The sequence below is a fragment of the Streptomyces sp. NPDC046203 genome (assembly GCF_040646255.1).
In the GTDB taxonomy this organism is placed as follows: Bacteria; Actinomycetota; Actinomycetes; order Streptomycetales; family Streptomycetaceae; genus Streptomyces.
Genome location: NZ_JBEYZX010000029.1, coordinates 56,318 through 80,464, shown reverse-complemented (window position 1 = coordinate 80,464; position 24,147 = coordinate 56,318). Strand labels below are relative to the sequence as shown.

Genomic DNA, 24,147 nt, shown 5'->3' with positions numbered 1-24,147 from the left:
CCCGGTGCCGGGCGTTGGGAGCGCCTGAGTGCGAGGGTCCCGCATCCGCCGTCAGGAAGTCGGGACCGCCGTCCCGCCGACCAGTGCGGCGAGGCGGCGGGTGCCGGGGGCGCAGGCCCGGCGGAGGTCCTCCGCCTGGCGGTCGGTGAGCCGGGCGGCGGCGCCCGGCCGGGTGCGGTCGACCCGGTCCGCGACCCGCTCGGCCCACCGGTCGGGCTCGGTGAGGCCCGCGAAGCGGCCGAACGCGGTCAGATGGGGCACCGGATCGGCCACCACGGCGTCGTAGGACAGGTGCAGCAGCCGCTCGGGCGGCAGGTCCGCGAGATGCCGGAGCGCACCCGTGGCCCGTGACCACATGTCGCCGAACCGGACCAGCGGGATGTCGGCGTCCGCGAGCGCCGCCGCGTCCAGGCCGTCGGGGGCGAACGGGCGCAGCCGCTCGGGCAGTTGCTCCGTGTGCCGGGGATCGGGGCTGCGGTAGGGGTCCACGCCCAGCTCCGCGCGCATGTCGCCGATGAGCACCCCCAGCCGGAACAGCGGATGGCGGCTCATCGACAGCGCCGCGTCCGCGCCGTCCCGGTACATATGGACGAAACGCGCCCCGGGGAAATACGCGAGCAGCCGCGGAAGAAAACGCAGTGACGCCCCGGAGCGCTCGACGACCACCTTCCGTCCGGTCGACGAGGCCCACCATGAGAAGAGCCGCAGATACTGCCGGGACGCCGGTGCCGGGGCCCAGCTGGTGACCTCGTCCCGTATTCGGTCGTGCAGCGCGTCGGGATCCCCGGTGAGCGGTGGAAGGGTCATCAGGCTCAGCGCGGGTACTTTCCCGGCAGGATAACGGCCCGGGCCGATCGGATACCGGTATTCCGGCACCGCGACCCCACGGCTCAGGAGAACGTTCGGTTTCAGCCGCGGTGCGCCGAGGAGATTCCAGAAGGCCGGTCCGTCCAGCAGGCCGTCGGGGAAGGCTCCGGGATCGAGGCAGGCGAAGAACTCGCTCAGGCTGAGGGCTCCCGGGTCCTGGTTCACCAGGTCGGACAGCATCGTCGATCCGCAGCGCCCGGTGCCGAGAACGATGGTCAGCGGCACCGGCAGATCATTTTCTCGCATTCGCTTGAATCCTCTTCCCTGGCTCTTTTCCGGCTCTCGCTATTCCTTGGAAATGGGGCTGGGGTGGCAATTTTGTCGGGAATGTTCGCGTGGTGTGACGGTCGGGTGCGACAGTTATTGACCCGGCCTGTGCGGCGCCCCTAGTGTGCGTCGGCGATCGGGTTCTTAAGGCAATCCGAAAGAGTGAGAAGAGAGGACGCCGATGTCGGTCCCGCTCCAGTCTTCTGAAAACGTCAGCAAATCCCTCGGATGTTCGCGCATCGGCGACGGTGTGGTTCTCGTCGAGTTTTCCGGGGCGCATGAGCAGAATCCGTTCAGCCGGGCCCGGATGCGGGAGCTGACCGCGCTGATGCACGACATCGACCAGGACGAATCCGTCCGTTCCGTCGTCCTCCACGGCGGCTCCGGCCGGTCCTTCGGCGTGGGCGGCGACTTCAACGAGGTCTCCGCGTTCACCGGCGGGGACGAGGTCAACGACTGGATCGACGACATCACCGACCTCTACACGGCGATCGCCGGCATCTCCAAGCCCGTCGTGGCCGCCATCGACGGCTACGCCATCGGCATCGGCCTGCAGATCGCCCTCTGCTGCGACTACCGGGTGGCGGCCGACACCGCCCGCCTCGTGATGCCGGAGTTCCGGGTCGGCATCGCCTGCAACTTCGGCGGATTCATGCTGCGTTACACCGTCGGTGCCTCCGTCATGCAGCGGATGCTGTACACCTGCGACGCCTGGCCGGCCGACCAGGCGCTCCAGGACGGACTGCTCCACGAGGTACGTCCCTCCGAGGAGGTCCTCGACCGCGCCGTGGAACTGGCCCGCACCATCGCCGGCTACACCCCGGCCGCCGTCCAGGGCACCCGGCCCCGGGTGAACGCGCCGTTCGTGGAAGGGCTGGAGCGCGTCCGCGCCGAGGCCAAGGGGTCGCACCGCGGCGCGTTCCGGGCGGGCGAGGCCCAGGCCCGGATGCGCCGCATCATCGGAAAGGACTGACCCGGGCGGCACCGGCGCGGCGGCCTCAGCGGTCATGGCCGCCGCGCGGCGGGGACGGCGGGGGCCGAGGGAGCAACGGGCGCGACGGTGCGCCGGACGTCGTCCCAGCGGGACTCCACCCGCCAGCCGAGCCGCCGGTACAGCGCGCGGGCCCGGACGTTCTCCTCGTCGACGGTGAGCACCATCCCGGCCCGGCCCCGGCGCCGCGCCTCGCCCATCGCCCACCCCAGCAGCACGCCTCCCAGCCCCCGGCCGCGCGCCGACGGATCGATGCCGAGCTGCCGTACGTACGCCACGCCCCGGCTCTCCAGCATCCGGTCGGTCACGTTCACGAACCCCGCGACACGGCCGTCGAGTTCGAGCAGCGCGCACTGCGCCGGGTCCACCCCGGGGTCGGACCGGTACCACCGCGCCCAGGAGTCGAAGGAGTCCTCCTCCTTGCCGGCCTCGTCGGCGGCGTACGCCCGGTTCTTCGCGCGGTGGAAGGCGCGCAGGTCCGCCTCGTCGCGCAGCGGTCGTACCACCGCGCCGGGAACGACCGGCACGCCGGGAAGGTCCGGAACCCCGGGACCGGACACGCCGGTCCGATCCGCGAGGGGGCCGTCCAGCGCCACCGCCATGCGGTGGTACGCCCGGGGCAGGCCGAAGCCGTGGTCCCGCAGCGCCGTACGGGCGAGGTCCTCGCCGGCCGAGGTGAAGCAGGACAGCGTCGCCCGCTCCGCTCCGTCGTCACCGCCGAGCGACGCGCGGCAGCGCGCGACGGCGAAGTCGAGCAGCGCGGTCGCGTCGGCCTGCGCGGCCCGCGGTCCCAGGGCCAGTTCGACGACCCAGCCGGCCACCCCGGAGGTACGGCCGACCCACGCGGCGCCGACCGCCTCGCCGCCGGGCCCCGGGCACAGCCGGGCGTCCCGCGCCGGATCCGCGCCGGGGGCCGTGAGCCGTCCCTCGATCCACGCCCGGGTGGTCTCCACCCGGCCCAGGGCCGCGAGATCCCGGGCGCGGGCGAGCTCCCAGACGGTGCCGGTGTGGACCGAGGGGTCTACCGGGCGCAGTTCCGGCGTCCGGCGCACCCGCGAGGCCGTGCCGAGGGACCGCCCCGGGACCGCGGCCGTCACCGCCCGCCCGCCGCGGTGCCCTTGCGGCGCGGCAGCGAGTAGACGTAACTGATGCCACGCCGCTGGTCCATGGTGGTGTTGGCGGAGGAGGAGTGCGCGGTGTACGCGCCGAAGAGGACGCCCGAGCCGGCCTTCCGGGGCAGGGTGACCGGCTCCAGGTCGGGCCACAACGTGCCGATGTCCAGGCGGGGTTCGCGCGGGGAGGCGAACAGGTCGTCGTGGTCGATGCCCTCCGGCTCCATCAGGACGCGGCCGCGGTGGGAGCCGGGCAGGAAGCGCAGACAGCCGTTGTCCTCCCGGGCGTCGTCCACGGCGATCCAGATGGTGAAGACGTCCTCGTAGTTCTCGTAGAAGTCGTCCTTGAGGAAGATCGCGTCCTGGTGCCAGGGCTTCTCCGAGCCGACCTCGGAGGGCTTGGCCCACAGATAGCCGTTGTAGAAGTCCCCGCGCGTCCCGTGCAGCGGCTCCACCAGGTCCTCGTTGAGCCGGAGCAGATCGGGGACCTTGGCCAGTTCGGGGGAGTGCTCGTGGATGAAGCTCACCACCCGCGCCTTGCCGGGGATACCGTCGCGTCCCGCCGCGCGGGCCGCCCAGCCGCCGCCCTCACCCGTCGCCTCCAGCTGCCAGCCGAGGGTGCTGCGGCGCATGTCCCGGGTCCGCCCGATCAGGTCGTCGCAGCCGCGCCGCATGATCTCCAGAACCGGTTCGGGGACGAGATCGTCGAGTGGGATGTACCCACGCTCGTCCAGTTCGCTGACGAGTTCTTCCACCGGCCGACCGAGCTGCATCCGAGTCACCCTCCGGTACGCGTAAGCCTGTTGCCGCACGATGCGGTGCGGCTCGACTATGTGCCGCCCTTCACGACGGCGGCAACGCCTCCACGGGGACGGGTCGGCGCATGCCGCAAATGGCATAGGGTGGATGGGCAAGTACGGGCTGCGGCCGCCTGGTTGGAGCGTGCACTCTGGAACCGTACGGACGAAGTCGCCCGCCCCCTGCCCCTGTTCCGGCGCCGTCGAGCGCGAGCGGCGGCACCCGCCGCCAGAACGACCTCGGACCCGGGGTCGCACATGGGCCCGAGGGACACGGCGGATGGGCGCGGGCCGAGGGACGCGACCACGAGGACCAGGGGGAACGATGGCAGAGGTGTCGGGGATCGTCGTCGACTGGGGCGGTGTCCTCACCCCGTCCTTCGCCGACGGTATCGCCGCCTGGGCCGCCGACGAAGGGGTGGACGCGGAGGAGTTCCACGCGGCCCTGGGGCGGCTGCTGGGCCCGGGCGCCCCGTCCGGCGATCCGGCCGCGCAGCGGTTTCGCCAAGTGGAGCGCGGCGAACTCCCGGTGGCCGTGTTCGAGGAGACGCTGGCCGCGCTGGTCCGCCGGCCCGACGGCTCCCACCCCGACGCGAAGGGCCTGGTGGAGCGGATGTTCGCGCCGTTCACCGAGGAACCCGCCATGACGGGCCTGCTGCGGGCCCTGCGCGGCGCGGGCCTGAAGGTCGCCCTGCTGTCCAACTCCTGGGGCCACACCTACGACCGGCGGGGCTGGGACGGACTGTTCGACACGGTCGTGATCTCCTGCGAGGTGGGCCTGCGCAAGCCGGAGCCGGAGATCTTCCGGCACACCGCCCGGCTGCTGGACCGTCCGCTCGGTGGGTGCGTCCTGGTGGACGACCTGGGACGCAACATCCGGGCCGCCCGGGAGCTCGGGATGGCCGGGGTCCACCACCGCACACCCCGGGAGACGGCCCTCGCCCTGGCCGACCTGCTGGTACCCGCCGGACGCCGGGCCGTCCACGCGTATCTCAGCGGGGCGCCGTCCGGGCACTGACCGGGGAACGGGCGGGCCGGCCGGCCCCGCCCCCGTCGACGGACCGGCCGCTCCCAGCCCCGCCCCCGGCGGCCGGTCCGTCGGTGGGGTGCGCGGAAACGGATCCGGGAGCGGATCCGGGGGCGGATCCGGGAGCGGGCTCGCCCGTGCGCAGATCGCCCACCAGGGCGTCGAGCCGGTGCTCGGCCGGCCCCGTACAGGCCAGCAGCCGCCGGGCGGCGGCCGACAGCGAGGTGCCCCGGGCCGTGGTGTGCACCAGCGGCAGCCCGCAGCTGGCCTCCAGCCGGTGGATCCGGCGGGTCAGCGCGGGCTGGGTGACCAGCAGCGCCGAGGACGCCTGATTGAGGCTGCCGGTCCGGCCGATCACCCGCAGCAGGTGCAGATGCTCGGGCTCGAAGCCCGCCGCCCGGTCCGCCGCCGACCAGTGCAGCTCGGAGAGGAGGACCGGCGGGGGCGGCGCCGTCGCGCACCCGCCGTCGGCGGCCGGTCCGCAGCCCTCTCCGGCGCCCCCGAAGGCACCTGGGGAGCAGGGGAGTCGCGAAAGTGCCGGGGCGTCCGGACCGTACGGCGAGACACCACCCATGCCGTCCCCCGCGCCCCCAGTGCCGCCCCCGGTTCCTCCGCCGGCCGCCGTCGTCCTCGGCGCGTACCGCCCGCGCAGCCACGCGTACAACTCCTCGGCGAGCGGCCCCGGGATCGCCAGCGGGTCGACGGCCAGCCGCAGCCTGCGGACGAACTTCTGCCGCAGCGGACGCAGCACCACACCCGGTGTGGCGGCCCCCGCGCGGGCCGAGGGGGAGACCAGCGCGATGCCGTACCCCCGGCGTACCAGATCGAGGGCCGCGCCCTGGGAGCGCACCGTGAAACTGACCGGCGGAACCGGGGTGAGCCGGGACAGCGCCCAGCTCTGGTCGTCGCCGGAGTCACCGCCGACCACGGCCACCCACTCCGTACGGGTGAGATCGCGCAGATCCAGGATGTCCCGCCCGGCGAGCGGATGCCCGAGCGGCAGGGCGACCTGCTGGGGCTCCTCGGCGACGGTCCGGACCAGGACACCGCCGCGCCGCGCGACCGGCCGGCGGGCCGTCTCCCAGCCGAGCGCGGCGTCGGCGGCGTACCGCTCGAAGCGCTGCCAGACCCGGTGGCTGTCGTCGGGCACGACGTCGAACACCAGGTCGGGGAAGCGTCCGGCGAGATGCCGGTCGAGGCCGTGTGCCCACTCCGTCCCCACCGCGAACTCCACGACGGGCAGCCGGCTCGCCGTGTCGTCGGCCTGGTGGTGGGTGGTGGCGACGGCGAAGTCGATCGCGGCCAGCAGCCGCCGTCCGACATGCAGCAGCGCGTGCCCGGCCTCGGTGGGCTCGGTGCCGGTCGCGCCGCGGGTCACCAGCAGGGTGCGCAGCCGGCGTTCGAGTTTGACGAGCCGGCGGCTGGCGGACGACTGCGTCATCCAGCCGTCCCGTTCGACCGCGTGCAGACTGCCGTGGTCCGCCACCGCCTGCAGCAGCACCACGTCCGAACGGCGCAGGTCGAACACCCGGCTCTCCTCCCTCACCCGGCACGGCCCGTCCCCGGCGCCGCCGCGAGGGCGGGGCCGGGCGCGGGCCGTGCCCGCCGATGCCGCGTGGAACCCGGTCCACGGTAGGTCGGCGGGGGCGGTGCGGAACCGGGCGGTCAGGTGGTTGGCCGGATCGGACGGGAGGAGTGGCCGGGCGGCACCGGAACGTCCGGCCGGGGCAGCGGCGCGGGAGAGCGGGGGAAGAGGAACGCCGCGCCGACCCCGACGACGGCCAGGACGGCCGTGCCGATGAACACCGCACGGTACGCGAGGGCCGAGGGATGGCCGCCGGCGTCGCCCGCGACCATCAGCATCATGGAGCCGACCTGTACACCGAAGGCTCCGCCGAGGTTGCGCAGGACCCCGTTCAGGCCGACCGTCACCGCGGTCGACCCGCTCGGCGAGGACTGGACGAGCAGCTCCGCCATGGCCCCGCCGAGCAATCCGGTGGCCAGGCCGTTCAGGGCGGTGCCCAGGGCCAGGCCCGGCGCGGAGGCGGGCAGGAAGGAGAACACCACGGGACCGGACGCGAACAGCACCGCGCTCGCGGCCAGCACCGTACGGGCGCTCGCCCGCCCCGATTCCCGCAGCCGCCCGGACAGCAGCCCGCCGGACAGCGCGCCGATCTGCATCGGCAGCATGACCAGGGTCAGTACGGCTCCGCTGCCGCCGAGGCCGTACCCCGTCTCGCGCGGCGCGGTCACCAGGGCCGGCGCGAACACGCCGATCTCGAACATCACGAGCCCGGTCAGCAGACTGACCACGTTCAGGCAGAGGAGCGGCCGGCGGGACATCAGCCGCATGTCGAGGACGGGCTCCGGGGACCGGCGTTCCACCCGCAGCAGCAGGACGCCGCCCGCCGCCGCGGTCACCAGCAGCACCGCGCCGGTGACCGAACCGGCGCCCTCCCGGCCGTACCGGGTCAGGGCCAGTAGCAGAGCGCTGCTGACGATGCCGAGCAGGAGCAGCCCGGGTACGTCGATCCGGGTGGCGGGCCGGCGCGGGGTCTCGGGCAGCAGCAGCGCGCCCGCCACCAGCAGCACCACGGCGAGCAGCGCGGCCGCCGCGAACAGCGTGCGCAGGGCCGGGAGTCCGCCGCCGAACAGCCCCGCCACCACCGCGCCGACCCCGCCGCCGGTGCCGAAGGCGGCGGACAGCACCCCCGACGGGCCGGACAGCGACAGCCCGGGGAAGCCCTCCCGCAACAGGCCGACGCACAGCGGGAAGAGCCCGGCGGCCACGCCCTGCACCAGGCGTGCGACGAGCAGCACCGCGAACGAGCCGGTCAGGGCCGACACCACCGATGTCACCGCCACCACGGCAAGCACCGCGAGCAGTACCACGCGCCGGCCGTGCAGATCGCCGAGCCGGCTCACGACGGGGGTGGCGACACAGCCGACCAGCAGATGGCCCGAGACCACCCACGAGGCGTCCGAGCCGGACACCCCGTACGCCTGCTGGACCTGCGGCAGCAGGGTCGCCACCCCGAGCTGGAGCAGCGCGAACAGGGCGCAGGCCCCGGCGAGCACGGCCAGCGCCGCTCGGTGCGGCCGGGCGGCGCCGCCGGCCGGAGCGCCGGGGCCGGCGGTCACCGCTGCTCGCTGAGCGCGGGCTCCGCCACCGGCGTCACCTCGGCCGACTCGAAGCGGTGCCGGTAGTGGCCGATCCGCGAGACCGGATAGCTCGGGCCGATGGCCGCCAGAGCGAACGCCTTCAGGTCGTCCGGCGCCGGGCGGAACCGGCCGTTGGCCCCGAACCGCTGGTCGCCGTAGTCGACTTGGACCCGGGTCGCGGTCAGCGGGCCGCCGCCGAAGTAGCGCGGCCAGTCGTGGTCGTACGCGGCGGTCTTGCCGTTCTCCGGGTCGTAGTCCGGGCGCAGCATGACGTCCCGCTGGAAGCGCAGGACGTCGCGCAGCCGCGGGTCCTGCTCGGGGTCGAGGCCCAATGTGCGGAGGTAGTCGGCCAGTTCGGCGTGGAACCGGTCGAACTCGGTGGCCACCCGCAGCCAGCCCCAGTTGTCGATCGTCCAGCCCCGGCGCCGGCCGTACGGGGCGAGCTGGGCGGCCAGGTCGGGCTGGCTGGCGACCAGGTTGGCCAGCGGCAGCGTCGGGATGTCGATGTAGTCCTGGTACAGGCTGCGCATCCGCAGGTAGAGCGAGCCGATGAAGCTGCTGGGCCGGGCCGCGAAGTGGTCCTGCAGTCCCTCGTAGAAGGCGGTGTAGCCGACCCCGTGCTCCTGTCGGAGATAGATCGACAGATAGCGGGTGTAGCAGCCGTTGTGCAGGAACTGCACGGCCTGGACGAAGGAGAAGGACTCGACCCATTCGTCGCGGGACATGGCGCCGGTCTCCATGACCATGTCCATCGACTCCGCCTCGTCGTCGGGGGTCCCGGGACGCTCGACGTACAGCCGCTTGGGCACCGTGCGCAGACCGTAACCGGAGATCTTCTCCGGGGTGTTGATCGGCGCGTTGGGCAGGATGCCGAACTCGTAGACCCGGATGTCCTCGTGGTTGCCGGCCTCCAGGAGCGAGCCGATGCCGTCGCGGAAGGTGCGGGCGGTCTCCAGCGGCAGGCCGAGGATCAGCTCGGTGTAGGTGTGGATATTCTCGACCGCGTAACGCTGTTGCAGTTTGCGGTAGTTGTCGAGGCCGATGTTCTTGCGGTCGATGGCCTCCAGGACGTCCATGTCGGTGCTCTGCATGGACAGGGTGGTGCCCATCAGCAGATCCGCGTCGTGCCAGGCCTTGCTGATGTCGAAGACCCGGTCGTTGGAGTTCTTGGCGAAGTTGACCCGGATCTGCTGGGGCGAACCGGCCTCCCTGCGGGCGTCCGCCAGCGCGTGCGCGATCTCCAGGTCCCTCGGCAGGATGCCGAAGTTGGCGTCGCAGACGAAGAGGTCCTCCACGTCGTTGCGGGCGAACCAGTCGATCTCGTGCTGGATCCGGTCCTCGTCGAACAGCCGCAGGGCGCTCATCGTCGCCGAGCCCCAGTCGCAGAAGGCGCAGGAGTACGGGCAGCCGCGGTTGGTCTCCCACAACGCGTAGAAACGCAGGCCGCGTTCACGGCAGGTGCGCACCGCCCCGTCCATCACCCCGTTCAGATAGGGGCTCGGGGTCTCGATCCGGCGCGGCAGCCGCCGGGCGGCCGGACCGGCGACCGGTCCCGCGGTCCCCCGTACCGTCACTCCCGGCACGGCCGTGTAGTCGGGGCGGTCCGAGATCCGGGTGGCGAGCACCTCCCGGAAGGCCACCTCGCCCTCGCCGTGCGCCAGGACGTCGACATAGGGGTGCCGGGTGAAGAAGTCGCCCACCCGGTCCGGCACATGGGGCCCGCCGGCCACCACGAGCATGTTCGGGTAGCGCTCCTTGAGGATCTTCGCCACCTTCATCTGGCGGCGGAAGTTCCACACGTAGCAGGACAGGGCGAGGACATCGGGCTCGGTGATGCCGTCCGCCATCTCCTGCACGGGGGCGACCAGGAACAGCGGTTCCTGGAAGTCGTAGGAGGCCGCGATGTGTTCGTCCTGCTCCGCGTACGTGCGCAGCAGGCCGGCGACCAGCGGGAGGAAGGGCACCGCGTTGAGACCGATGAAGTACACCTTGCGGCGGCGGGAGGATTCGGCGGACATGCTCGGGTCACGGCTCCTCGGGGTCGGATCGCTTGAGCGTCGGGTCGGCACCGGCGTGCCGGGGGCGGGCGGGGGAGAAGGGCGGTGCCGTCCGGCGCCCGGCCGGCGAAGGCGCGGGCGGCGCCGGACTCCCCGCCGTCCGGGGCGTGCGGGGCGGCGGGCACCCGGTCGTCCGGGGCGCGCCGTCCGTCCGGGGTAGGACAGGCGTCGGACTCCCCGCCGTCCGGGGTGTCCCGGTCGTCCGGGGCGTCCGGCGCCCGGTCATCCGGTGCTCGGGACCCGCTCCGGCGCCCGGGTCGCGGCGGGCCGGCCGGACCGGCGGATGCCGTCGAGCATCTCGTCGAAGGCGCTGTTGTCGGAGTAGTAGAAGACGGACGGGTCCTCACCGGTGGCGACGCCCGGGGCGGGGCGGGCACTCGCGCCCGCCAGCAGATCGGCGAGCCGGTGGTAGAAGTCCTCCAGCGGCAGCTTCGTCGGGAACAGCGAGTGGTAGCAGTCGAAGAGTTCCGGGTCGTCGCTGACGAGCCGGTCCCGGCTCTCGTCGTACAGATCCGTGCCGGGCAGCGGGGTCAGCACCGAGAAGCTCGGCATGTCCACCTGGAGTTCCTCGATGGTCCGCCCGAGCCGGGCGAAGTCCTCGCCGACCCAGTTGGGCTGGACGATGAAGTTGGCCCGCACCTTCACCTGGTTGGTGTGGAAGAGGTCCAGGGCCCGCCGGGTCTGTTCGGCGTCGGTGCCCTTGCGGTAGCCGGACAGCTCGTCGTCGGTCATCGACTCGGCGCCGACCAGGACCGAGTCGAGACCGATCTCCGCCCAGCGGGCGATCACATCGGGCCGGCGCAGCGCGGTGTCGGTGCGCACGTACATGTGGAACCGCTTGCGGAAGCCCGCCTTGTCGATGGCGTCGGCGAGTTCGAGCATCCGCGCGGGCTGGATGAACGCCTCGTCGTCCACCACGTACAGGTTGTCGCCCTCGATGTCGGCGATCTCGGCGAGGACCCGGTCGATCTCCTTGACCAGGTAGCGCCGGTCCGTCATCCGCCACAGCGAACAGAAGTGACAGGTGTACGGACAGCCCGCGGTGAAGCGGATCAGGGACACCGGCCGGTAGATCGAGTGGAAGTAGTCCTGCCGGTGGTGGGAGAGCAGCGAACGGTCCGGCATCGGAAGGTCGTTGAGCGCCGCGGGCTTGGGCTTGCCGGCGCGCTCCAGACCGGTGCGGGCCTCGTACGGCGCGAGTCCCTGCCCCGTCCGCGGGGTGCGGCCCGCCTCCAGGTCGGCGGCCAGCCGGCTCAGCGGCCCGCCGCCCTCGCCCGCCACCACCCAGTCGGCCTCGAACCCTTCGAGCCATTCGGCGGAGACCGAGGGGTGGTGCCCGCCGAGCACGATCGGCACGCCGGGCCACAGCCGGCGGGCCTCCCGGCTCGCCTCGCGGGACACCCGGGCGCTGGTGGTGTACGGAATGGCCACGCCCACCAGGTCCGGCGGCTCGTGCGTCTCGGCGTACTCGGCGAGCGAGGAGTCGAGCCGCAGATCGTGGATCGTCACATCGTGGTGGCCGCGCAGCGCGCCGCCGAGATATTCGAGCGGCAGCGGCTCGCAGCAGCTCAACCGGTCACTGAGCAGGGCCCGTTCATTGCGGGGCCACACCAGCAGAACCCTCATCGTGTGCCTCCCTGACGTCGGTCCCGCATCGTGTCGTCGGCTCCGGCGGCGGACACCCCGTCGCCCGGGACGGCCCCGCTCCCGCCGTCCCGGAAGATCTCCGTGGCCATGTCCCGCAACATCCGGGCCTGGACGGCGGGTTCGTCGCTGCCCAGGGCGGCGGCGAACATCCGGCTCATCGCGGTGCCCTCGTGGATGCCGCGCTTGGGCCGCCAGGCCACCTCCGCCGGCAGGACGTCGGCGGCGGCGCTGCGCAGCACCCACTTCGCCGTACCCTCGTGGACCTTGAGCCGGCCGCGGATGTCCAGCGCCGCGGTCATCACCTCCCGGGTCCAGTACGGGTGGCGCACGGCGGCGTGCCGGGCGTCGGCGAACGCGGGATGGAACTCGTTGCTGCGCGCGGTCGCGAAGGTCTGCGCGACGACGGCCGCCTCGACGGCCCGCTCGCCGCCGGTGCCGCCGAGCCCCGCGAACAGCAGGTCCGCCCCGTACCCGGACAGCAGCACCCGGCGGTCGCCGGTCGCGATGTGGTCCTGCAGGAAGCAGGCGGGCGCGGCGATCTGGAGGGTGAGCACATCCCAGGTCTCCAGCGCGCGGATCATCCCGGGCAGCATCGCGGCGAGCTGCTCGGGGCCGAAGAGGATCTCCTCGTGCTTGGTGCCCAGCCGGGTCGCCAGCCACGCCGCCTGCTCGAACTCGTCGCCGAAGGGCGTGCCCACGGTGTACGTGCGCACCGCCGGCGCGCCCAACTCCCGTACCGCGAGCGCCGTGACCGTGGAGGAGTCCACGCCGCCGCTGAGCGAGACCCCGATCTCGTCCGCGTCCGCCGCGAGCCGTACGACGGCCTCGCCGAGCACCCTGCGGACGGTCCGCACCGCCTGGTCCGGGTCGGTCGCCGACGGGCGGTCCGGCAGCGGCGCCAGCCGGCGTACGGACACGGGGGTGTCGCCGTAGGCGTCGGCCACCACGGTCACCGCGCTGTTCGCGGGAACCGCGGTGATCCCGGCGAACCGGCCCCCGGGCAGCAGCGATTGTCCGGCGTCGCCCAGCACCGCGGGGGTGCCGAGCAGCGGCAGCATCGCCCCGGCCGACGTGCCGACGAGCAGCGCCCCGGCCGACCGCGCCCAGTGCAGCGGGCTGGTCGCGCCGACATCGCTCCACAGGGTGGCCCGGCCCTCGCGCACCAGGACCGCGCAGTAACGGCTGTGCGCCCGCTCGGCCCAGGCGGTCAGCGCGTCGAACGGCGCCTGCGCCGGCGGCTCCTCCGCGGTGAGCCGGTCGCCCTGGACCACCAGGACGTCGGAGCCGTCGCGCCGCACCAGGACGTCCATCCCCAGTCCCTCGCCGAGGAGTTCGACCTCGGCGGCACCGTCCGGACGTATGGACAGCAGGAATCCGGCCATGTCAGTAGACCCCCTCGACGCGTCGTCCCTCGGTGAACTCGGGGCTGTACGGATCGCCCACCCACGGCCACGGATAGCGGTCGGCCGCCACCCCGTACGGCCGCACCCGCCGGGCCCGGTCCCGCTCCCAGAACCCGGGCAGCAGGGCGTCGTCCGTCAGCCGCCAGACCCGGACCCGGCCCTCCTCGCCGAAGGAGACGTCCTCCCCCTGCGCGTCGACGACGTCGAGCATGATGTGCGGCTGGCACGGCACGTACACCACCCGGTGCTCGTCCGCCGCCTCGAAGGGCTTCTGCCAGCTGATGCCGGTGGTCGAGGTGCCGTACATGCCGACCACCGGGACCCCGGGGAAGACGTCCTCGCGCAACTGCCGGTGCGTCTCGGGCTCCAGGGTGGTGCCGGCGTGCACGATGGCCCGCACCCCCGGCAGCGCGTCGGTGCCGAGCCGCTCCGGGAGCATTTCGAGCAGCCGGGAGGTGCAGAACAGGACACCGATGTCCTGGGACCGGGCCACTTCCGCGATCTGGTCCCAGATGTGGTCCACATAGCGGTCGTAGGCGGCCGTCATGCCTTCCTCGCCGAAGATCTTCACGATCCTCGGGTCGAGGTCGATGGAGAAGCACATCCCGCCGCGGCGCTCCGCGAAGGCGACCACGAGCCGGCCCGTCGTGTGCGGGCCCATCGGCCCGACGAACAGCCAGTTCTCCCCGCGCGGGACCCCGTGCAGATCCAGGAACTCGTCGGAGAAGGCGAGGATGTCCTCCCAGTAACGGGCGCCCCAACTGCCGTGCTTGGCAGGCCCCGTGGTGCCGCCGGTCTGCGCCGCCCACAGCGTCCCGCCCTCGGCGAGCACCGAGCTCGGGACGAAGTTCGCGAGCGGCGTCCGGCGCGCGGCCTCCTCGAAGTGCATCTGGTCGGGCCCGTCCCGCAGCGCGATCAGGGCGGCGGCGTCCGCGAGACCGCGCACCTTCTCCAGGGCGTCGGTGCCCTGCCGCCGGTCACGCTCCAGCCAGTACGGCGTGCCGTGCCGCGGATCGAAGTGGAGGCGGACGAGGCGGCGCACGTCCTCATCGGTGACGGGACGGAGCCTCGACTCGCTCGGACTGTGCATGACGGGTGCCTCTCCTCGGTTGCCGCCCGGGCCGGTCACGCGGACGTGCCCGGCAGTACGGCCTTCTTCTTGAACAGGAAGTCGGCGAGATGCCCCTCGTGCGGGTCGCACGGGTGGTAGCCGCGGTCGAACTGGTCACCGGCGAAGACCTTGTCGACCCCCGGCTCCTCGGCGAGCGCGCCCACCAGCCCGTCGGTCTCGCCGACGACGGAGACGATCAGCGAACCGGCGCACGCGGCGACCGCCTTCGACCGGGGGACATGCGCCACCGCCGTGAAGGGGAACGGGAGTTCCGTGCCGAACAGCGGCGACCCGGGATCAACCAGGAGCACCGTGGGCCGCAGAAACGCCCGCCCGTCGAGGTCCACCCGCAGCGGCACCCCGGTCGCGTCCGCCGTGACATCCACCGCGCCGGCCGCGATCTCCCGCTCGATCCGCAGCGCGAGCGCGTCCCGCACCGCACGGTCCGGGAACGCCGGCACCGCCGCCCGGGGATCGTCCAAAGGCAGCACCGGCCGGGCCGCGAACTCCCCGGCCAGCGCCTTTGCCGCCGAGGCGGCGTCCCCCAGCACCACCAGCGAGCTGATGTTGGTGCACAGCCTGCCGCAGCCCGCGAACGCCTCCCGGGCCAGCCGCTTCCAGGCGTCCTCGGGCGGCCGGTCGCCGATCACCGCCCGGCTGCGGCCGAAGTGGTACGTCTTCACCTTGCCGGGCGGCAGATCGGCCGGCACGTTCTCACCCGGCCACAGCACCTGGTCCGCCAGCCGGCGCAGCGCGGGCGCGTCACCGTGCACCAGGGACACCCCGTGCTCGGGCAGCCCCGCCTCGTACAACTCCCTGGTCAGCAGCACCGGAGTAAACGGGTCGGCGGCCGCGGTGCTCAGCAGCACCGGCCGGCGCGCGGCGAGGACCTGGAGCCACTCGATGTTGATCGTCGGGAAGTTGCCCGGCTGCCGCACCAGCACCGACCGGCCCGCCGGACGCCAGCTCCACCGCAGATGACGGCCGCCGGTCCGGTAGGCCGCCACCGTGCCGTCGGGGGACTGGGTGGCCAGGATCTCCTCCATCCGGGCCAGATCCTGCGCGGCGGCCCGCAGCCCCCGGGCGGCCCGCCGGCGCGGCAGACCGCTCACCGCGGACAGCGCCCGCAGCCACGGGTCGAAATCGCCGTCCTCCAGCCGGGCGCCGACCCGCTCCCCGGCCCGGCGCAGCAACCCGAACCAGGCCGCGTCGTCCATGCCGCGCAGCCGGCGGGCCGCCCGGCCCGCCTCCTCCGCCATCCGGAACTGCGTCAGCCGGCCGGCGGAGCCCAGCCGGGCCACCGCCCCGCCCGCCGCGTCGCGCAGGACGTCCGGGCGGTGCGACATGACCGGCCGGGAGCCGTCCTGGGCCGGGACGTCCAGGACACCGGTGTCCGGGGCGTCCGCGGCGGGCGCCGCCGTCGGCGCGGTCACTGGACCTCCGGGATCAGCGCGGCCGGTTCCTTGGCCTCCACCGCGCCGCCGTCCATCAGGCCGAGCCGGGTCTGGACGGTGCTCAGGTCGGCCAGGTACGCGATGCGCTTGTACTTGCCCTCGCGCCGGGTCGGGGTCATGTCGTCGTACAGCTTCCACAGTTCGTCGATGGACGCGCCCTTGCTGGACGTCACCGGGATGTGACCGGTGAAGCAGTCGCTGTCGTCGGTCTCCAGGGTGAAGTCGACCCGCTTGGCCATGTCCTTCTCCACCTCATGGTGGAAGGGCACGAAGAAGCAGGGCGAGACGATGTCGTGCGGGTTGTCGCCGAGCCGCGCCTGCAGCCAGGTGATGGTCGACCGCATCGCCTCGTCGGTCTCGCCGGGGATGCCGAGGATCAAGGTGGCCTGCACCCCGATCCCGGCGTTGCTCAGCGAGCCGATCGCCCGCTCGGTCACGTCGACCTTGACCGGCCGGCCGAGCCGCTTGAGCAGCGACCAGTCGAGCGTCTCCACCCCGACGAGCAGCCGGAAGCAGCCGGAGTCGCGCAGCATGCGCGCCATGTCGTCGTCGATGAGGTCCGGACGCGCCTTGGCCTCCCACTCGAACTTGCCGCGCAGCCCCGACTTCTCGATGCTCCGGCACAGTTCCTGCATGCGGGGGACGTCCTCGACGAAGTCGTCGTCCTCGATCCGGATCCGGTCGAAGCCGTGGACCTCGACCAGTTCGCGGATCTCCTCGATCACCCGCTCCGCGCTGTGCCGGCGCTGGCCGACTCCCCACTGGTGCTTGGAGTAGCAGTAGGCGCAGGCGTACGAGCAGCCGCGGCTGGTGACGAGGTTGCCCGAACGGCCCCGGGAGATCTGGTTGTACAACTGCATGTCCGCCAAGTCCCGGGCGGGCTTGGGGAGTTTGTCCAGACGCATCAACTGCGGCTGGGCCGGGGTCTCGACCACGGTGCCGTCCTCGTCACGGAAGACGATGCCGCGCACCTTGCCGAAGTTCTTGCGGCCGTTGGTGCCGAACTCGTGGACCAGATGGGAGAAGGTGACCTCTCCCTCGCTCTTGACCACCACGTCGGCGGAGCCGTCCTCGACGAGCTGCCGCGCCAGCGGCGTGGCGCCGACACCGCCGAGCACGACCAGCGCGCCCGGGTGGTGCCGACGGGTCTCGGCGCCGAGCTTGATGCCGTTCTTCAGGCTGGAGGTGAGGACCTGGATGCCCACGATGTCCGGGGAGTGGCCGCGCAGGAATTCGTTGGGCGTGGCCAACGGGCGGTCCAGAACGAACAGTTGGTCGTCGATGAAGCGGACGTCGGTGCCCTTGGTGTCGTGGAAGGTACCCTCCCGCAGGACCGCGGCCATGGACAGCAGCCCCAGTTGCGGTGCGGAGATCGACTCCCCGGAGTACGACGACCGGCGAGCGTTCACGAGTAGAACCTGCATGCGTGTCTGGCCTCCTGCGCGTGGGGACAGTCCCGGGGCACCGGGGCCGGGCTGCCCGCACGGCCTGTGCACCCGGCTCCGTGGCACGGCGCACATGGTGCTGCCGTGCCTGCCCGCCTTCGAGGAGGCGGGAGCGGTGGTGGAAAGGCTCGCGCGGGCCGGGGACACCGGGGGCCTCGCGAGCCGCCGCCCAGCGAACACCGCGGGTCACGGCGGCGTCCAATGCCATTCGCGGGTCGCGGCCCCGCGTCCGCGGCATGAGTGGCGACGTACGGCCGCAGCCATGCCTCGGGCGCATCGCGCCGATGCCGTCTCGGCTTATGGGCCGCGCCCCGGCCCTGTGGCAGCATCGCTGCGAAGTCCGGCGGGGCCCCGCTGCCGCGGCCCGCTTCGGGCCCGCGCCCGGCCCGGCTCCCTCTCCGCCGGCACCACGACCACACCAGGTTCCCTCTTCTTCCCGAACTTCACGAACTTTCCTGTTTTCCCGATCTTCCCGATCCTCCCGAGGAGCGTCATGACCTCATCCCAGTCGCCCGCCGGAGCGGCGGAGCGGCCGACCACGACGGACCCGGCAGCCGGCGAGCCCGAGGTCTTCCGGCGCGACGGAGTGGTCCGCTGGGACCACGTACTGACACCCGAGCAGGTCAAGGAGCTCCAAGGGAGCGTGGAACGGGCCTTCTTCGACGGCGACCGGCCCGCCGAGGGTGTCCGCGACCTGTCGGAACGGCGGGGACGGCCGCTGGACCTGGCCCTGCTGCAGAAGGTGAACCTGTGGCAGTCCGACCCCGCCTGCGAGGCGCAGGTGCGCCGTTCCGATCTCTACCGGCGGGTGGAGCGTCTGCTCGGCGGACCGGTCCGGCTGTTCCGCGACCACTCCTTCTACAAGCCGGCCGGCAAGGGCGACCGCAGCCGCCTCGTCCTGCACCAGGACAACCGCTACTGGCACCTGGACCCGGCCGAGGCGGTCACCGTCTGGATGGCCCTGGACGACGCCACGCTGGACAACGGCTGTGTCCGGTACGTCCTCGGCAGCCACCACTGGGGCCGGGTCGCGCACACCCGGCCGGAGGAGGGCTCCGTCCTGGTCGAGGCACACAGCGAGCAGGAGACCGTGGCGTACCCGGTGCCCGCGGGCAGCGCGCTGGTCCACCACGCCAACATCCTGCACGGCTCCGGCCCGAACCTCACCGACGGCCCCCGCCGCGCCTACGCGCTGGTCTTCGTCCGGGTGGACGCGACCGTCAGGGGCGAGGCCATGACCGGGTTCCCGCTCGCCGCGGACCTCGCCCGGTGACCCCGGCGGGGGAGTTTGGGCAGGTGGGGGAGCCTGTAACTGCAGGGCCTGCGGGGGATCAGGGCTCGGCCGGGGATTCGGCCGGGGATACGGCGTACGAGGGGGAGACCGCGCCCGCGTACGAGACGATCCTGCTGGAGCGGGCCGACGGCATCGCCTGGGTCACGCTCAACCGGCCCGAACAGCTCAACGCCACCACCGAGCGGATGCACCACGAACTCCTCGACGCCTTCGCCCGGGTGGCCGGCGACGGCGTCAGCCGGGTGCTCGTGCTCACCGGCGCCGGGGACCGGGCCTTCTGCATCGGCAGCGACCTCGGCTTCCTCACCGAGGTCCTGGACGGCGACGAGGCCGACTCCGGCCAGTTCGCCGCCTACCTGGAACGCCTGAACCGGGTCGTCTTCGCCCTCGAACGCATGCCGGTGCCGACGATCGCCATGGTGGGGGCCAAGGCGCGGGCCAGCGGCTTCGAGATGGTCGTGGCCTGCGACTTCGTGCTGATCGCCGAGGAGGCCAGGATCGGCGATGTGCACACCCCGTACGGGCACATGCCCGGCGCCGGCGCCACCCATCGCACCGTCCGGAAGATGGGTCTGCAGCCCGCGATGGAGCTGCTGATGACGGGCCGCTGGCTGACGGCCGCCGAGGCCGTCGAGAAGGGGCTGGCGCTGCGCTCGGTGCCGAGGGACCGGCTGCGTGAGGAGACCGCCGAGTTCGCCCGCACGCTGGCCGGGATCCCGGGCGACTGCCTCACCCATCTGAAGGCGGCGGTGATGGGCGGCCTCGGCCGGACCGTCGAGGAGGCCGTCGCGGTGGAGACGGCCGAGTACCTGGCGCTGCTGCGGGTGTCGTCGGGGCCCGTCGACGGGTTCCGCGCGGGGCAGCGGGAACGGGCACTGCGGCGGGCGGCGGCGGGCCGGGGCCGTTAGGGGCTGTGCGGCGGGACCGGTGGCGGCGGTGGTGGGGCGTGCCGGGTCCGGCTCACGGTCGTACGGCCGCCCGGGTCCGGTTCGCCGACGCGCAGAGGTACGTCCGCCCGCCGCCCGCCGCCCGCCGCCCGCCGCCGTACGCACCGGTGGGTGAGCCGCGCCCCGTTTTCCGGGCCGGTTCAGCGGGGCGGGCCGCCGTCCGCGAAGCGGCGCCGGGCGGCGGCCAGATCCTCGATCCGGCCGGTGTCCCAGGGACGTTCCCAGCCGCCGAGCCGCAGCACCCAGGCGACGAGGGCGCCGGTGAACCCCCACACGAACAGGCCTCCGGACCGGAATCCGGGGGCCAGCGGGCCGTCGGGCAGCCGGATGAGCAGCCGAGCCCCGGGATCGGCGAGCTCCGCGAGCGGCACCCGGTGGACGGACACGATCTCCTCCCCGTCCCCGGCGATCCGGCCGCCCGCGCCCCACCAGCCGAGCACGGGAACGACGGAGAAACCGCTGTGGGCGAGGTACAGCGGCGGCAGCACCCCGGCGATCCGGACCGCCGAGGTGTCGAGGCCGGTCTCCTCGTACGTCTCGCGCAGCGCGGTGCGCACGGGACCGCCGTCCTCGGGGACGGTCGAACCTCCGGGGAAGCACACCTGGCCGGGATGGTCCCGCAGTGCCCCGGAACGCCGCAGCAGAAGCAGGTCCGGCCCCGCGCCGCCGGTGCCGAAGAGCATCAGGACGGCGGAACCCCGGGCGTTCGCGGGCGTCGGCCCCGCGTACCGCGACAGTTCCGGGGGAAGATCTGCGGGGGCGGACGCGGACGTGGACGTGGACGCGGACGCCGTCCGGCCGAGGCCGGCCAGCCAGGGAGGGAGGGCGGCACCGGAGGTGTCCGTCTGGTCGTCGGCCATGGACGACAAGCGTAGGGACCGCCGCGCCGGGCGGGGATGCGGGAACCGGCCTCCCTGGCCGCCGGGTTGGCAGGATCGTACGGATCACGGCACCGGGCGGCGGAGGGCACGGCGGCTCGACGGCGGCGGCGCGGACCGGCACCGGCGGGCCGGGCCGGACGGCCGGCCCAGATGGGGCCGGGCAAGTCGGATGGGCAGGACAGGCGAGACGAGCGAGAGAGCCGAGGACAAGGGATGAGTGGGATGCGGAACCCCGGGCCGGCACCGCGCACCGGACCGCGCAACGCGCTGACCGACGTGGCCGGTGTCCGGGTCGGGCACGCCACACGCACCGGCGACGGCCGGCTGACCGGTGTCACCGTGGTCCTCGGCCCGGAGGACGGGATGGTCGCGGCGGTCGACGTACGGGGTGGCGGGCCGGGTACCCGGGAGACCGACGCCCTCGACCCGCGCAATCTCGTGCCGCGGATCGACGCCGTCGTACTCGCGGGCGGCAGCGCCTTCGGCCTCGAAGCGGCGGCCGGCACGATGGCCTGGCTGGAGGAGCGGGGACGCGGCTTCCGGGTGGGCGCGGGGCCGACCCAGGTGGTGCCGGTGGTGCCCGCCGCCGCCCTGTTCGACCTGGGGCGCGGCGGCCGCTGGTCGGCCCGGCCGGGAGCGGCGCTGGGACGGGAGGCCGTCGAGGAGGCGGCCCGTACCGCCGTGGGCGCGGCCGTCCCCCAGGGCTGCGTGGGCGCGGGTACGGGCGCGGTGGCCGGCGGGATGAAGGGCGGCATCGGCACGGCGAGCATCGTCCTGCCCTCGGGGGCGACGGTCGCGGCCCTGGCCGCGGTCAATGCCTCCGGCTCGCTCCTGGACCCGGACACCGGCGCGCTGTACGGGGCGTGGACGGAGGTGGACGGCGAGTTCCGGGCCCAGGGGCTGCGCCATCCGCTCCCCGACCCGGCGGTTCACGCCAGGGCAGAGGAACGCCTGGCCGCTGCGCGCGAGGAGACCCGGCGGCGGCAGTCCGAGGAGGTACGGCAGCTGAACACGACGCTCGCCGTCGTGGCGACCGACGCCACCCTCACCCGCGCGCAGGCCCAGAAACTCGCGGGCACCGCGCACGACGGCCTGGCCCGCGGGGTCCGGCCCATCCATCTCCTGACCGACGGCGACACGGTGTTCGCGCTGTCGACCGGCCGGCGGCCCCTGGTGGACGACGGCGGCAACGGCCCGGCGGACCCCACCGGCTGGCAGGTCCACACGGAGATGGCGGCGGTCAACGAGATCCTCGCCGCGGGCGCCGACGTGCTCACCCGGGCCGTGGTCCACGCGGCGCTGGCCGCCCGTACCGCCGACACCCCCGGCGGCCTCTTCCCGTCCTACCTGGACCTGTACGGCACACCGGCGGACCAGCCCGGCTGAGAAAGTGTCGGGTCATCGGGTGATCGCTCGTTCTTGAGGTCGTCGGCGAGGCGGCGGGCTGCTTCGGTCTCGTGGGGCCGAGGACGGCGAGGTCCCGCAGCAGCCAGACGACGACGAGGAACACGAGCGTGGCGCAGAGGCCGGCGCCGGTGAGACGTGCCGTACGTGTCACAGCCACGGCGCCGATATTCTCGGTCAACGGACGCCCGGGGCAATTCCCTTACCGGGTTTCGGGGGCACCACCCGCTTCTCCTCCGCGAAGTGGCAGGCCGAGTCGTGCCGTGCCGGGCTGTCGGTGTGCCGGAACTCCTCCGGGACGGCGAGCAGCGGGACTTCGAGGGCGCAGCGTTCGCGGGCCTTCCAGCAGCGGGTGCGGAAGCGGCAGCCGGAGGGGATGTTGGCGGGGGAGGGGACGTCGCCGGCCAGGATGACGCGTTCGCGGTGTTCGCGGGCCGCCGGGTCGGGGACGGGCACGGCGGAGAGCAGCGCCTGGGTGTAGGGGTGCGTCGGGTGGTCGTAGATCTCGGCGTCGGATCCGGTCTCCACGATCTTGCCCAGGTACATGACGCCGACCCGGTCCGAGATGTGCCGGACGATCGACAGGTCATGGGCGATGAAGACGTACGACAGGCCGAACTCGGCCTGGAGCCGTTCGAGCAGGTTCACCACCTGCGCCTGGACGGAGACATCGAGGGCCGAGACGGGTTCGTCGCAGATGATGATCTCCGGGTTGAGCGCGAGGCCGCGGGCGATGCCGATGCGCTGGCGCTGGCCGCCGGAGAATTGGTGCGGGTAGCGGTTGATGTACTCGGGGTTGAGGCCGACGACGTCGAGGAGGTCCTGTACTTTGCGGCGCCGGGATGCCTTGGGGGCGACTTCGGGGTGGATGTCGAAGGGTTCGCCGATGATGTCGCCGACCGTCATGCGCGGGTTGAGGGAGGTGTACGGGTCCTGGAAGACCATCTGGATGTTGCGGCGTACGGCCTTCAGGGCGCGCGGCGAGAGGCGGGTGATGTCGTCGCCCTTGTAGGTGATGGAGCCGGCGGTCGGGCGTTCCAGGTTGACGAGCATCTTCGCGACGGTCGACTTGCCGCAGCCGGACTCGCCGACGATGCCGAGGGTCTCACCGGCGGCGAGGTCGAAGTCGACGCCGTCGACCGCGCGGACGGCGCCGATCTGCTTCTTGATGAGGATGCCCCGGGTCAGCGGGTAGTGCTTGACGAGGCCGCGCACCTGGAGAAGGGGCTCCTGAAGGGGTTCCTGGGCGAGGGGCACCCGGGGAGCGGGGTGACGCGGCGGGGGCTCAGCGCTGGCCTCGGCCATGGAGGCACTCCTTCCAGAAGTGGCAGGCGCTGGCGCGCGGCACGGGCGATTCGGTGACGGGGTGGAGCGGCGGTTCGTCGGTCCGGCACACGTCCTGGGCGAGCGGGCAGCGCGGGTTGAAGGCGCAGCCGGGCGGGATGTGGAGCAGGTTGGGTGGCAGGCCCTTGATGGCGTAGAGCTCCTGGCCCTTCTGGTCGAGGCGCGGGATCGAGTCGAGCAGACCCCGGGTGTACGGGTGGGCCGGACGCTTGTACAGCTCGTGCACCGGCGCCTGTTCGACGATCCGGCCCGCGTACATCACCGCGATCTTGTCGGCGACGTCGGCGACGACCCCGAGGTCGTGGGTGATGAGGATGAGGCCCATGTTGTATTCGCGCTGGAGCTCCGCGAGCAGGTTCATGATCTGGGCCTGGACGGTGACGTCGAGGGCGGTGGTGGGCTCGTCGGCGATGATCAGGTCGGGCTCCAGGGCCAGCGCCATGGCGATCATGATGCGCTGGCGCATCCCGCCGGAGAACTGGTGCGGGTACTGGCCGACGCGCTCCTTGGCGGCCGGGATGCGGACCCGGTCCATCAGCTCGACGGCCTTGGCGCGGGCGTCTTTTCGGGACAGTCCGCGGTGGACGCGGAACATCTCGCCGAGCTGTTCGCCGACGGTGAGCACCGGATTCAGGGAGGACAGGGCGTCCTGGAAGATCATGGCCATCTTCGCGCCGCGGATCTTGCGCCGTTCGTCCTCCTTCAGTTTCAGCAGGTCCTGGCCCTGGAAGCGGATCTCGCCGCCGGTGATGCGGCCGGGCGGCATGTCGAGGATGCCCATGATCGCCTGGGCGGTCACGGACTTTCCGGAGCCGGACTCGCCGAGCACGGCGAGGGTCTCGCCCGCGTCGACCGAGTAGTTCACGCCGTTGACGGCCTTGGCCACCCCGTCGCGGGTGTGGAACTCCACGTGCAGGTCGCGTACTTCGAGCAGCAT

At 73.1% G+C, this 24,147-nt stretch carries 19 protein-coding genes; 5 read left to right on the top strand and 14 right to left on the bottom strand.

Annotated features, from left to right (window positions below):
• Positions 1–51 precede the first annotated feature (51 nt).
• Positions 52–1,113: a hypothetical protein gene (locus ABZ990_RS20875; protein ID WP_361233412.1), complete on the bottom strand. Its 1,062-nt coding sequence runs from the start codon at positions 1,111–1,113 to the stop codon at positions 52–54.
• A 202-nt stretch (positions 1,114–1,315) separates the two neighbouring features.
• Here ABZ990_RS20875 and ABZ990_RS20870 point away from each other — a divergent pair, with 202 nt between their 5' ends.
• The gene (locus tag ABZ990_RS20870; RefSeq protein ID WP_361233409.1) at positions 1,316–2,107 is read left to right on the top strand and encodes an enoyl-CoA hydratase/isomerase family protein; all 792 of its coding nucleotides are present in this window, start codon (positions 1,316–1,318) and stop codon (positions 2,105–2,107) included.
• Between the two features lie 32 nt (positions 2,108–2,139).
• Here the strand turns inward: ABZ990_RS20870 and ABZ990_RS20865 are convergent, their stop codons facing one another.
• Together ABZ990_RS20865 and ABZ990_RS20860 are read right to left on the bottom strand one after the other, a co-directional pair.
• Positions 2,140–3,177: a GNAT family N-acetyltransferase gene (locus ABZ990_RS20865; protein ID WP_361233406.1), complete on the bottom strand. Its 1,038-nt coding sequence runs from the start codon at positions 3,175–3,177 to the stop codon at positions 2,140–2,142.
• 41 nt (positions 3,178–3,218) lie between these two features.
• Positions 3,219–4,010: a phytanoyl-CoA dioxygenase family protein gene (locus ABZ990_RS20860; protein ID WP_361233403.1), complete on the bottom strand. Its 792-nt coding sequence runs from the start codon at positions 4,008–4,010 to the stop codon at positions 3,219–3,221.
• 349 nt (positions 4,011–4,359) lie between these two features.
• Here ABZ990_RS20860 and ABZ990_RS20855 point away from each other — a divergent pair, with 349 nt between their 5' ends.
• A complete protein-coding gene (locus tag ABZ990_RS20855) occupies positions 4,360–5,052 on the top strand; it encodes an HAD family phosphatase (protein ID WP_361233401.1) in 693 nt (230 codons plus the stop codon).
• Here ABZ990_RS20855 and ABZ990_RS20850 read toward each other — a convergent pair.
• The 8 genes from ABZ990_RS20850 to ABZ990_RS20815 all read right to left on the bottom strand — a co-directional run bounded on the left by ABZ990_RS20850 (position 5,027) and on the right by ABZ990_RS20815 (position 17,304).
• Positions 5,027–6,589 (bottom strand): LysR family transcriptional regulator, encoded by a 1,563-nt coding sequence (locus ABZ990_RS20850; RefSeq protein ID WP_361233398.1) that lies wholly within the window; start codon positions 6,587–6,589, stop codon positions 5,027–5,029. The two genes, ABZ990_RS20855 and ABZ990_RS20850, sit on opposite strands and share 26 nt — an antisense overlap.
• Before the next feature lie 137 nt (positions 6,590–6,726).
• Positions 6,727–8,202 (bottom strand): MFS transporter, encoded by a 1,476-nt coding sequence (locus ABZ990_RS20845; protein ID WP_361233395.1) that lies wholly within the window; start codon positions 8,200–8,202, stop codon positions 6,727–6,729.
• Positions 8,199–10,241 (bottom strand): cobalamin-dependent protein, encoded by a 2,043-nt coding sequence (locus ABZ990_RS20840; protein WP_361233393.1) that lies wholly within the window; start codon positions 10,239–10,241, stop codon positions 8,199–8,201. The genes ABZ990_RS20845 and ABZ990_RS20840 overlap by 4 nt, the downstream gene beginning before the upstream one ends.
• 261 nt (positions 10,242–10,502) lie before the next feature.
• Entirely contained in the window at positions 10,503–11,906 is a 1,404-nt protein-coding gene (locus tag ABZ990_RS20835; RefSeq protein ID WP_361233390.1) for a radical SAM protein, read from the bottom strand.
• Complete coding sequence (locus ABZ990_RS20830) at positions 11,903–13,309, bottom strand: asparagine synthase C-terminal domain-containing protein (RefSeq protein WP_361233387.1); 1,407 nt, start codon at positions 13,307–13,309, stop codon at positions 11,903–11,905. Before ABZ990_RS20830 ends, ABZ990_RS20835 begins: the two co-directional genes overlap by 4 nt.
• A gap of 1 nt (position 13,310) precedes the next feature.
• Entirely contained in the window at positions 13,311–14,420 is a 1,110-nt protein-coding gene (locus ABZ990_RS20825; protein WP_361233384.1) for an AMP-binding protein, read from the bottom strand.
• Positions 14,421–14,455: 35 nt separating this feature from the next.
• Complete coding sequence (locus ABZ990_RS20820) at positions 14,456–15,874, bottom strand: oxidoreductase (protein WP_361233382.1); 1,419 nt, start codon at positions 15,872–15,874, stop codon at positions 14,456–14,458.
• Complete coding sequence (locus ABZ990_RS20815) at positions 15,871–17,304, bottom strand: radical SAM protein (RefSeq protein ID WP_361233379.1); 1,434 nt, start codon at positions 17,302–17,304, stop codon at positions 15,871–15,873. Before ABZ990_RS20815 ends, ABZ990_RS20820 begins: the two co-directional genes overlap by 4 nt.
• 529 nt (positions 17,305–17,833) lie before the next feature.
• Here ABZ990_RS20815 and ABZ990_RS20810 point away from each other — a divergent pair.
• Positions 17,834–18,613 carry a phytanoyl-CoA dioxygenase family protein gene (locus tag ABZ990_RS20810; RefSeq protein WP_361233376.1) on the top strand — a complete coding sequence of 260 codons (780 nt, stop codon included), beginning with the start codon at positions 17,834–17,836 and terminating at the stop codon, positions 18,611–18,613.
• 23 nt (positions 18,614–18,636) lie between these two features.
• Positions 18,637–19,542 carry an enoyl-CoA hydratase/isomerase family protein gene (locus tag ABZ990_RS20805; protein WP_361233373.1) on the top strand — a complete coding sequence of 302 codons (906 nt, stop codon included), beginning with the start codon at positions 18,637–18,639 and terminating at the stop codon, positions 19,540–19,542.
• A gap of 179 nt (positions 19,543–19,721) precedes the next feature.
• Here the strand turns inward: ABZ990_RS20805 and ABZ990_RS20800 are convergent, their stop codons facing one another.
• Positions 19,722–20,441: a CoA pyrophosphatase gene (locus ABZ990_RS20800; protein WP_361233370.1), complete on the bottom strand. Its 720-nt coding sequence runs from the start codon at positions 20,439–20,441 to the stop codon at positions 19,722–19,724.
• A 234-nt stretch (positions 20,442–20,675) separates the two neighbouring features.
• Between ABZ990_RS20800 and ABZ990_RS20795 the strand changes: the two genes are divergently transcribed.
• Positions 20,676–21,848 (top strand): P1 family peptidase, encoded by a 1,173-nt coding sequence (locus tag ABZ990_RS20795; protein WP_361233367.1) that lies wholly within the window; start codon positions 20,676–20,678, stop codon positions 21,846–21,848.
• Between the two features lie 195 nt (positions 21,849–22,043).
• Here ABZ990_RS20795 and ABZ990_RS20790 read toward each other — a convergent pair whose 3' ends face one another.
• Both ABZ990_RS20790 and ABZ990_RS20785 read right to left on the bottom strand, forming a co-directional pair.
• Positions 22,044–23,171 (bottom strand): dipeptide ABC transporter ATP-binding protein, encoded by a 1,128-nt coding sequence (locus ABZ990_RS20790; RefSeq protein WP_361233364.1) that lies wholly within the window; start codon positions 23,169–23,171, stop codon positions 22,044–22,046.
• The gene (locus ABZ990_RS20785; protein WP_361233361.1) at positions 23,152–24,147 is read right to left on the bottom strand and encodes an ABC transporter ATP-binding protein; all 996 of its coding nucleotides are present in this window, start codon (positions 24,145–24,147) and stop codon (positions 23,152–23,154) included. The genes ABZ990_RS20790 and ABZ990_RS20785 overlap by 20 nt, the downstream gene beginning before the upstream one ends.

Bases quoted from the DNA above. Each gene is read 5' to 3' on its own strand.
- ABZ990_RS20790 (WP_361233364.1), bottom strand. From the start codon at position 23,171: ATGGCCGAGGCCAGCGCTGAGCCCCCGCCGCGTCACCCCGCTCCCCGG.
- ABZ990_RS20825 (WP_361233384.1), bottom strand. From the start codon at position 14,420: ATGCACAGTCCGAGCGAGTCGAGGCTCCGTCCCGTCACCGATGAGGAC.
- ABZ990_RS20795 (WP_361233367.1), top strand. From the start codon at position 20,676: ATGAGTGGGATGCGGAACCCCGGGCCGGCACCGCGCACCGGACCGCGC.
- ABZ990_RS20855 (WP_361233401.1), top strand. From the start codon at position 4,360: ATGGCAGAGGTGTCGGGGATCGTCGTCGACTGGGGCGGTGTCCTCACC.
- ABZ990_RS20835 (WP_361233390.1), bottom strand. From the start codon at position 11,906: ATGAGGGTTCTGCTGGTGTGGCCCCGCAATGAACGGGCCCTGCTCAGT.
- ABZ990_RS20810 (WP_361233376.1), top strand. From the start codon at position 17,834: ATGACCTCATCCCAGTCGCCCGCCGGAGCGGCGGAGCGGCCGACCACG.
- ABZ990_RS20860 (WP_361233403.1), bottom strand. From the start codon at position 4,010: ATGCAGCTCGGTCGGCCGGTGGAAGAACTCGTCAGCGAACTGGACGAG.
- ABZ990_RS20830 (WP_361233387.1), bottom strand. From the start codon at position 13,309: ATGGCCGGATTCCTGCTGTCCATACGTCCGGACGGTGCCGCCGAGGTC.
- ABZ990_RS20800 (WP_361233370.1), bottom strand. From the start codon at position 20,441: ATGGCCGACGACCAGACGGACACCTCCGGTGCCGCCCTCCCTCCCTGG.
- ABZ990_RS20870 (WP_361233409.1), top strand. From the start codon at position 1,316: ATGTCGGTCCCGCTCCAGTCTTCTGAAAACGTCAGCAAATCCCTCGGA.
- ABZ990_RS20875 (WP_361233412.1), bottom strand. From the start codon at position 1,113: ATGCGAGAAAATGATCTGCCGGTGCCGCTGACCATCGTTCTCGGCACC.
- ABZ990_RS20785 (WP_361233361.1), bottom strand. From the start codon at position 24,147: ATGCTGCTCGAAGTACGCGACCTGCACGTGGAGTTCCACACCCGCGAC.
- ABZ990_RS20840 (WP_361233393.1), bottom strand. From the start codon at position 10,241: ATGTCCGCCGAATCCTCCCGCCGCCGCAAGGTGTACTTCATCGGTCTC.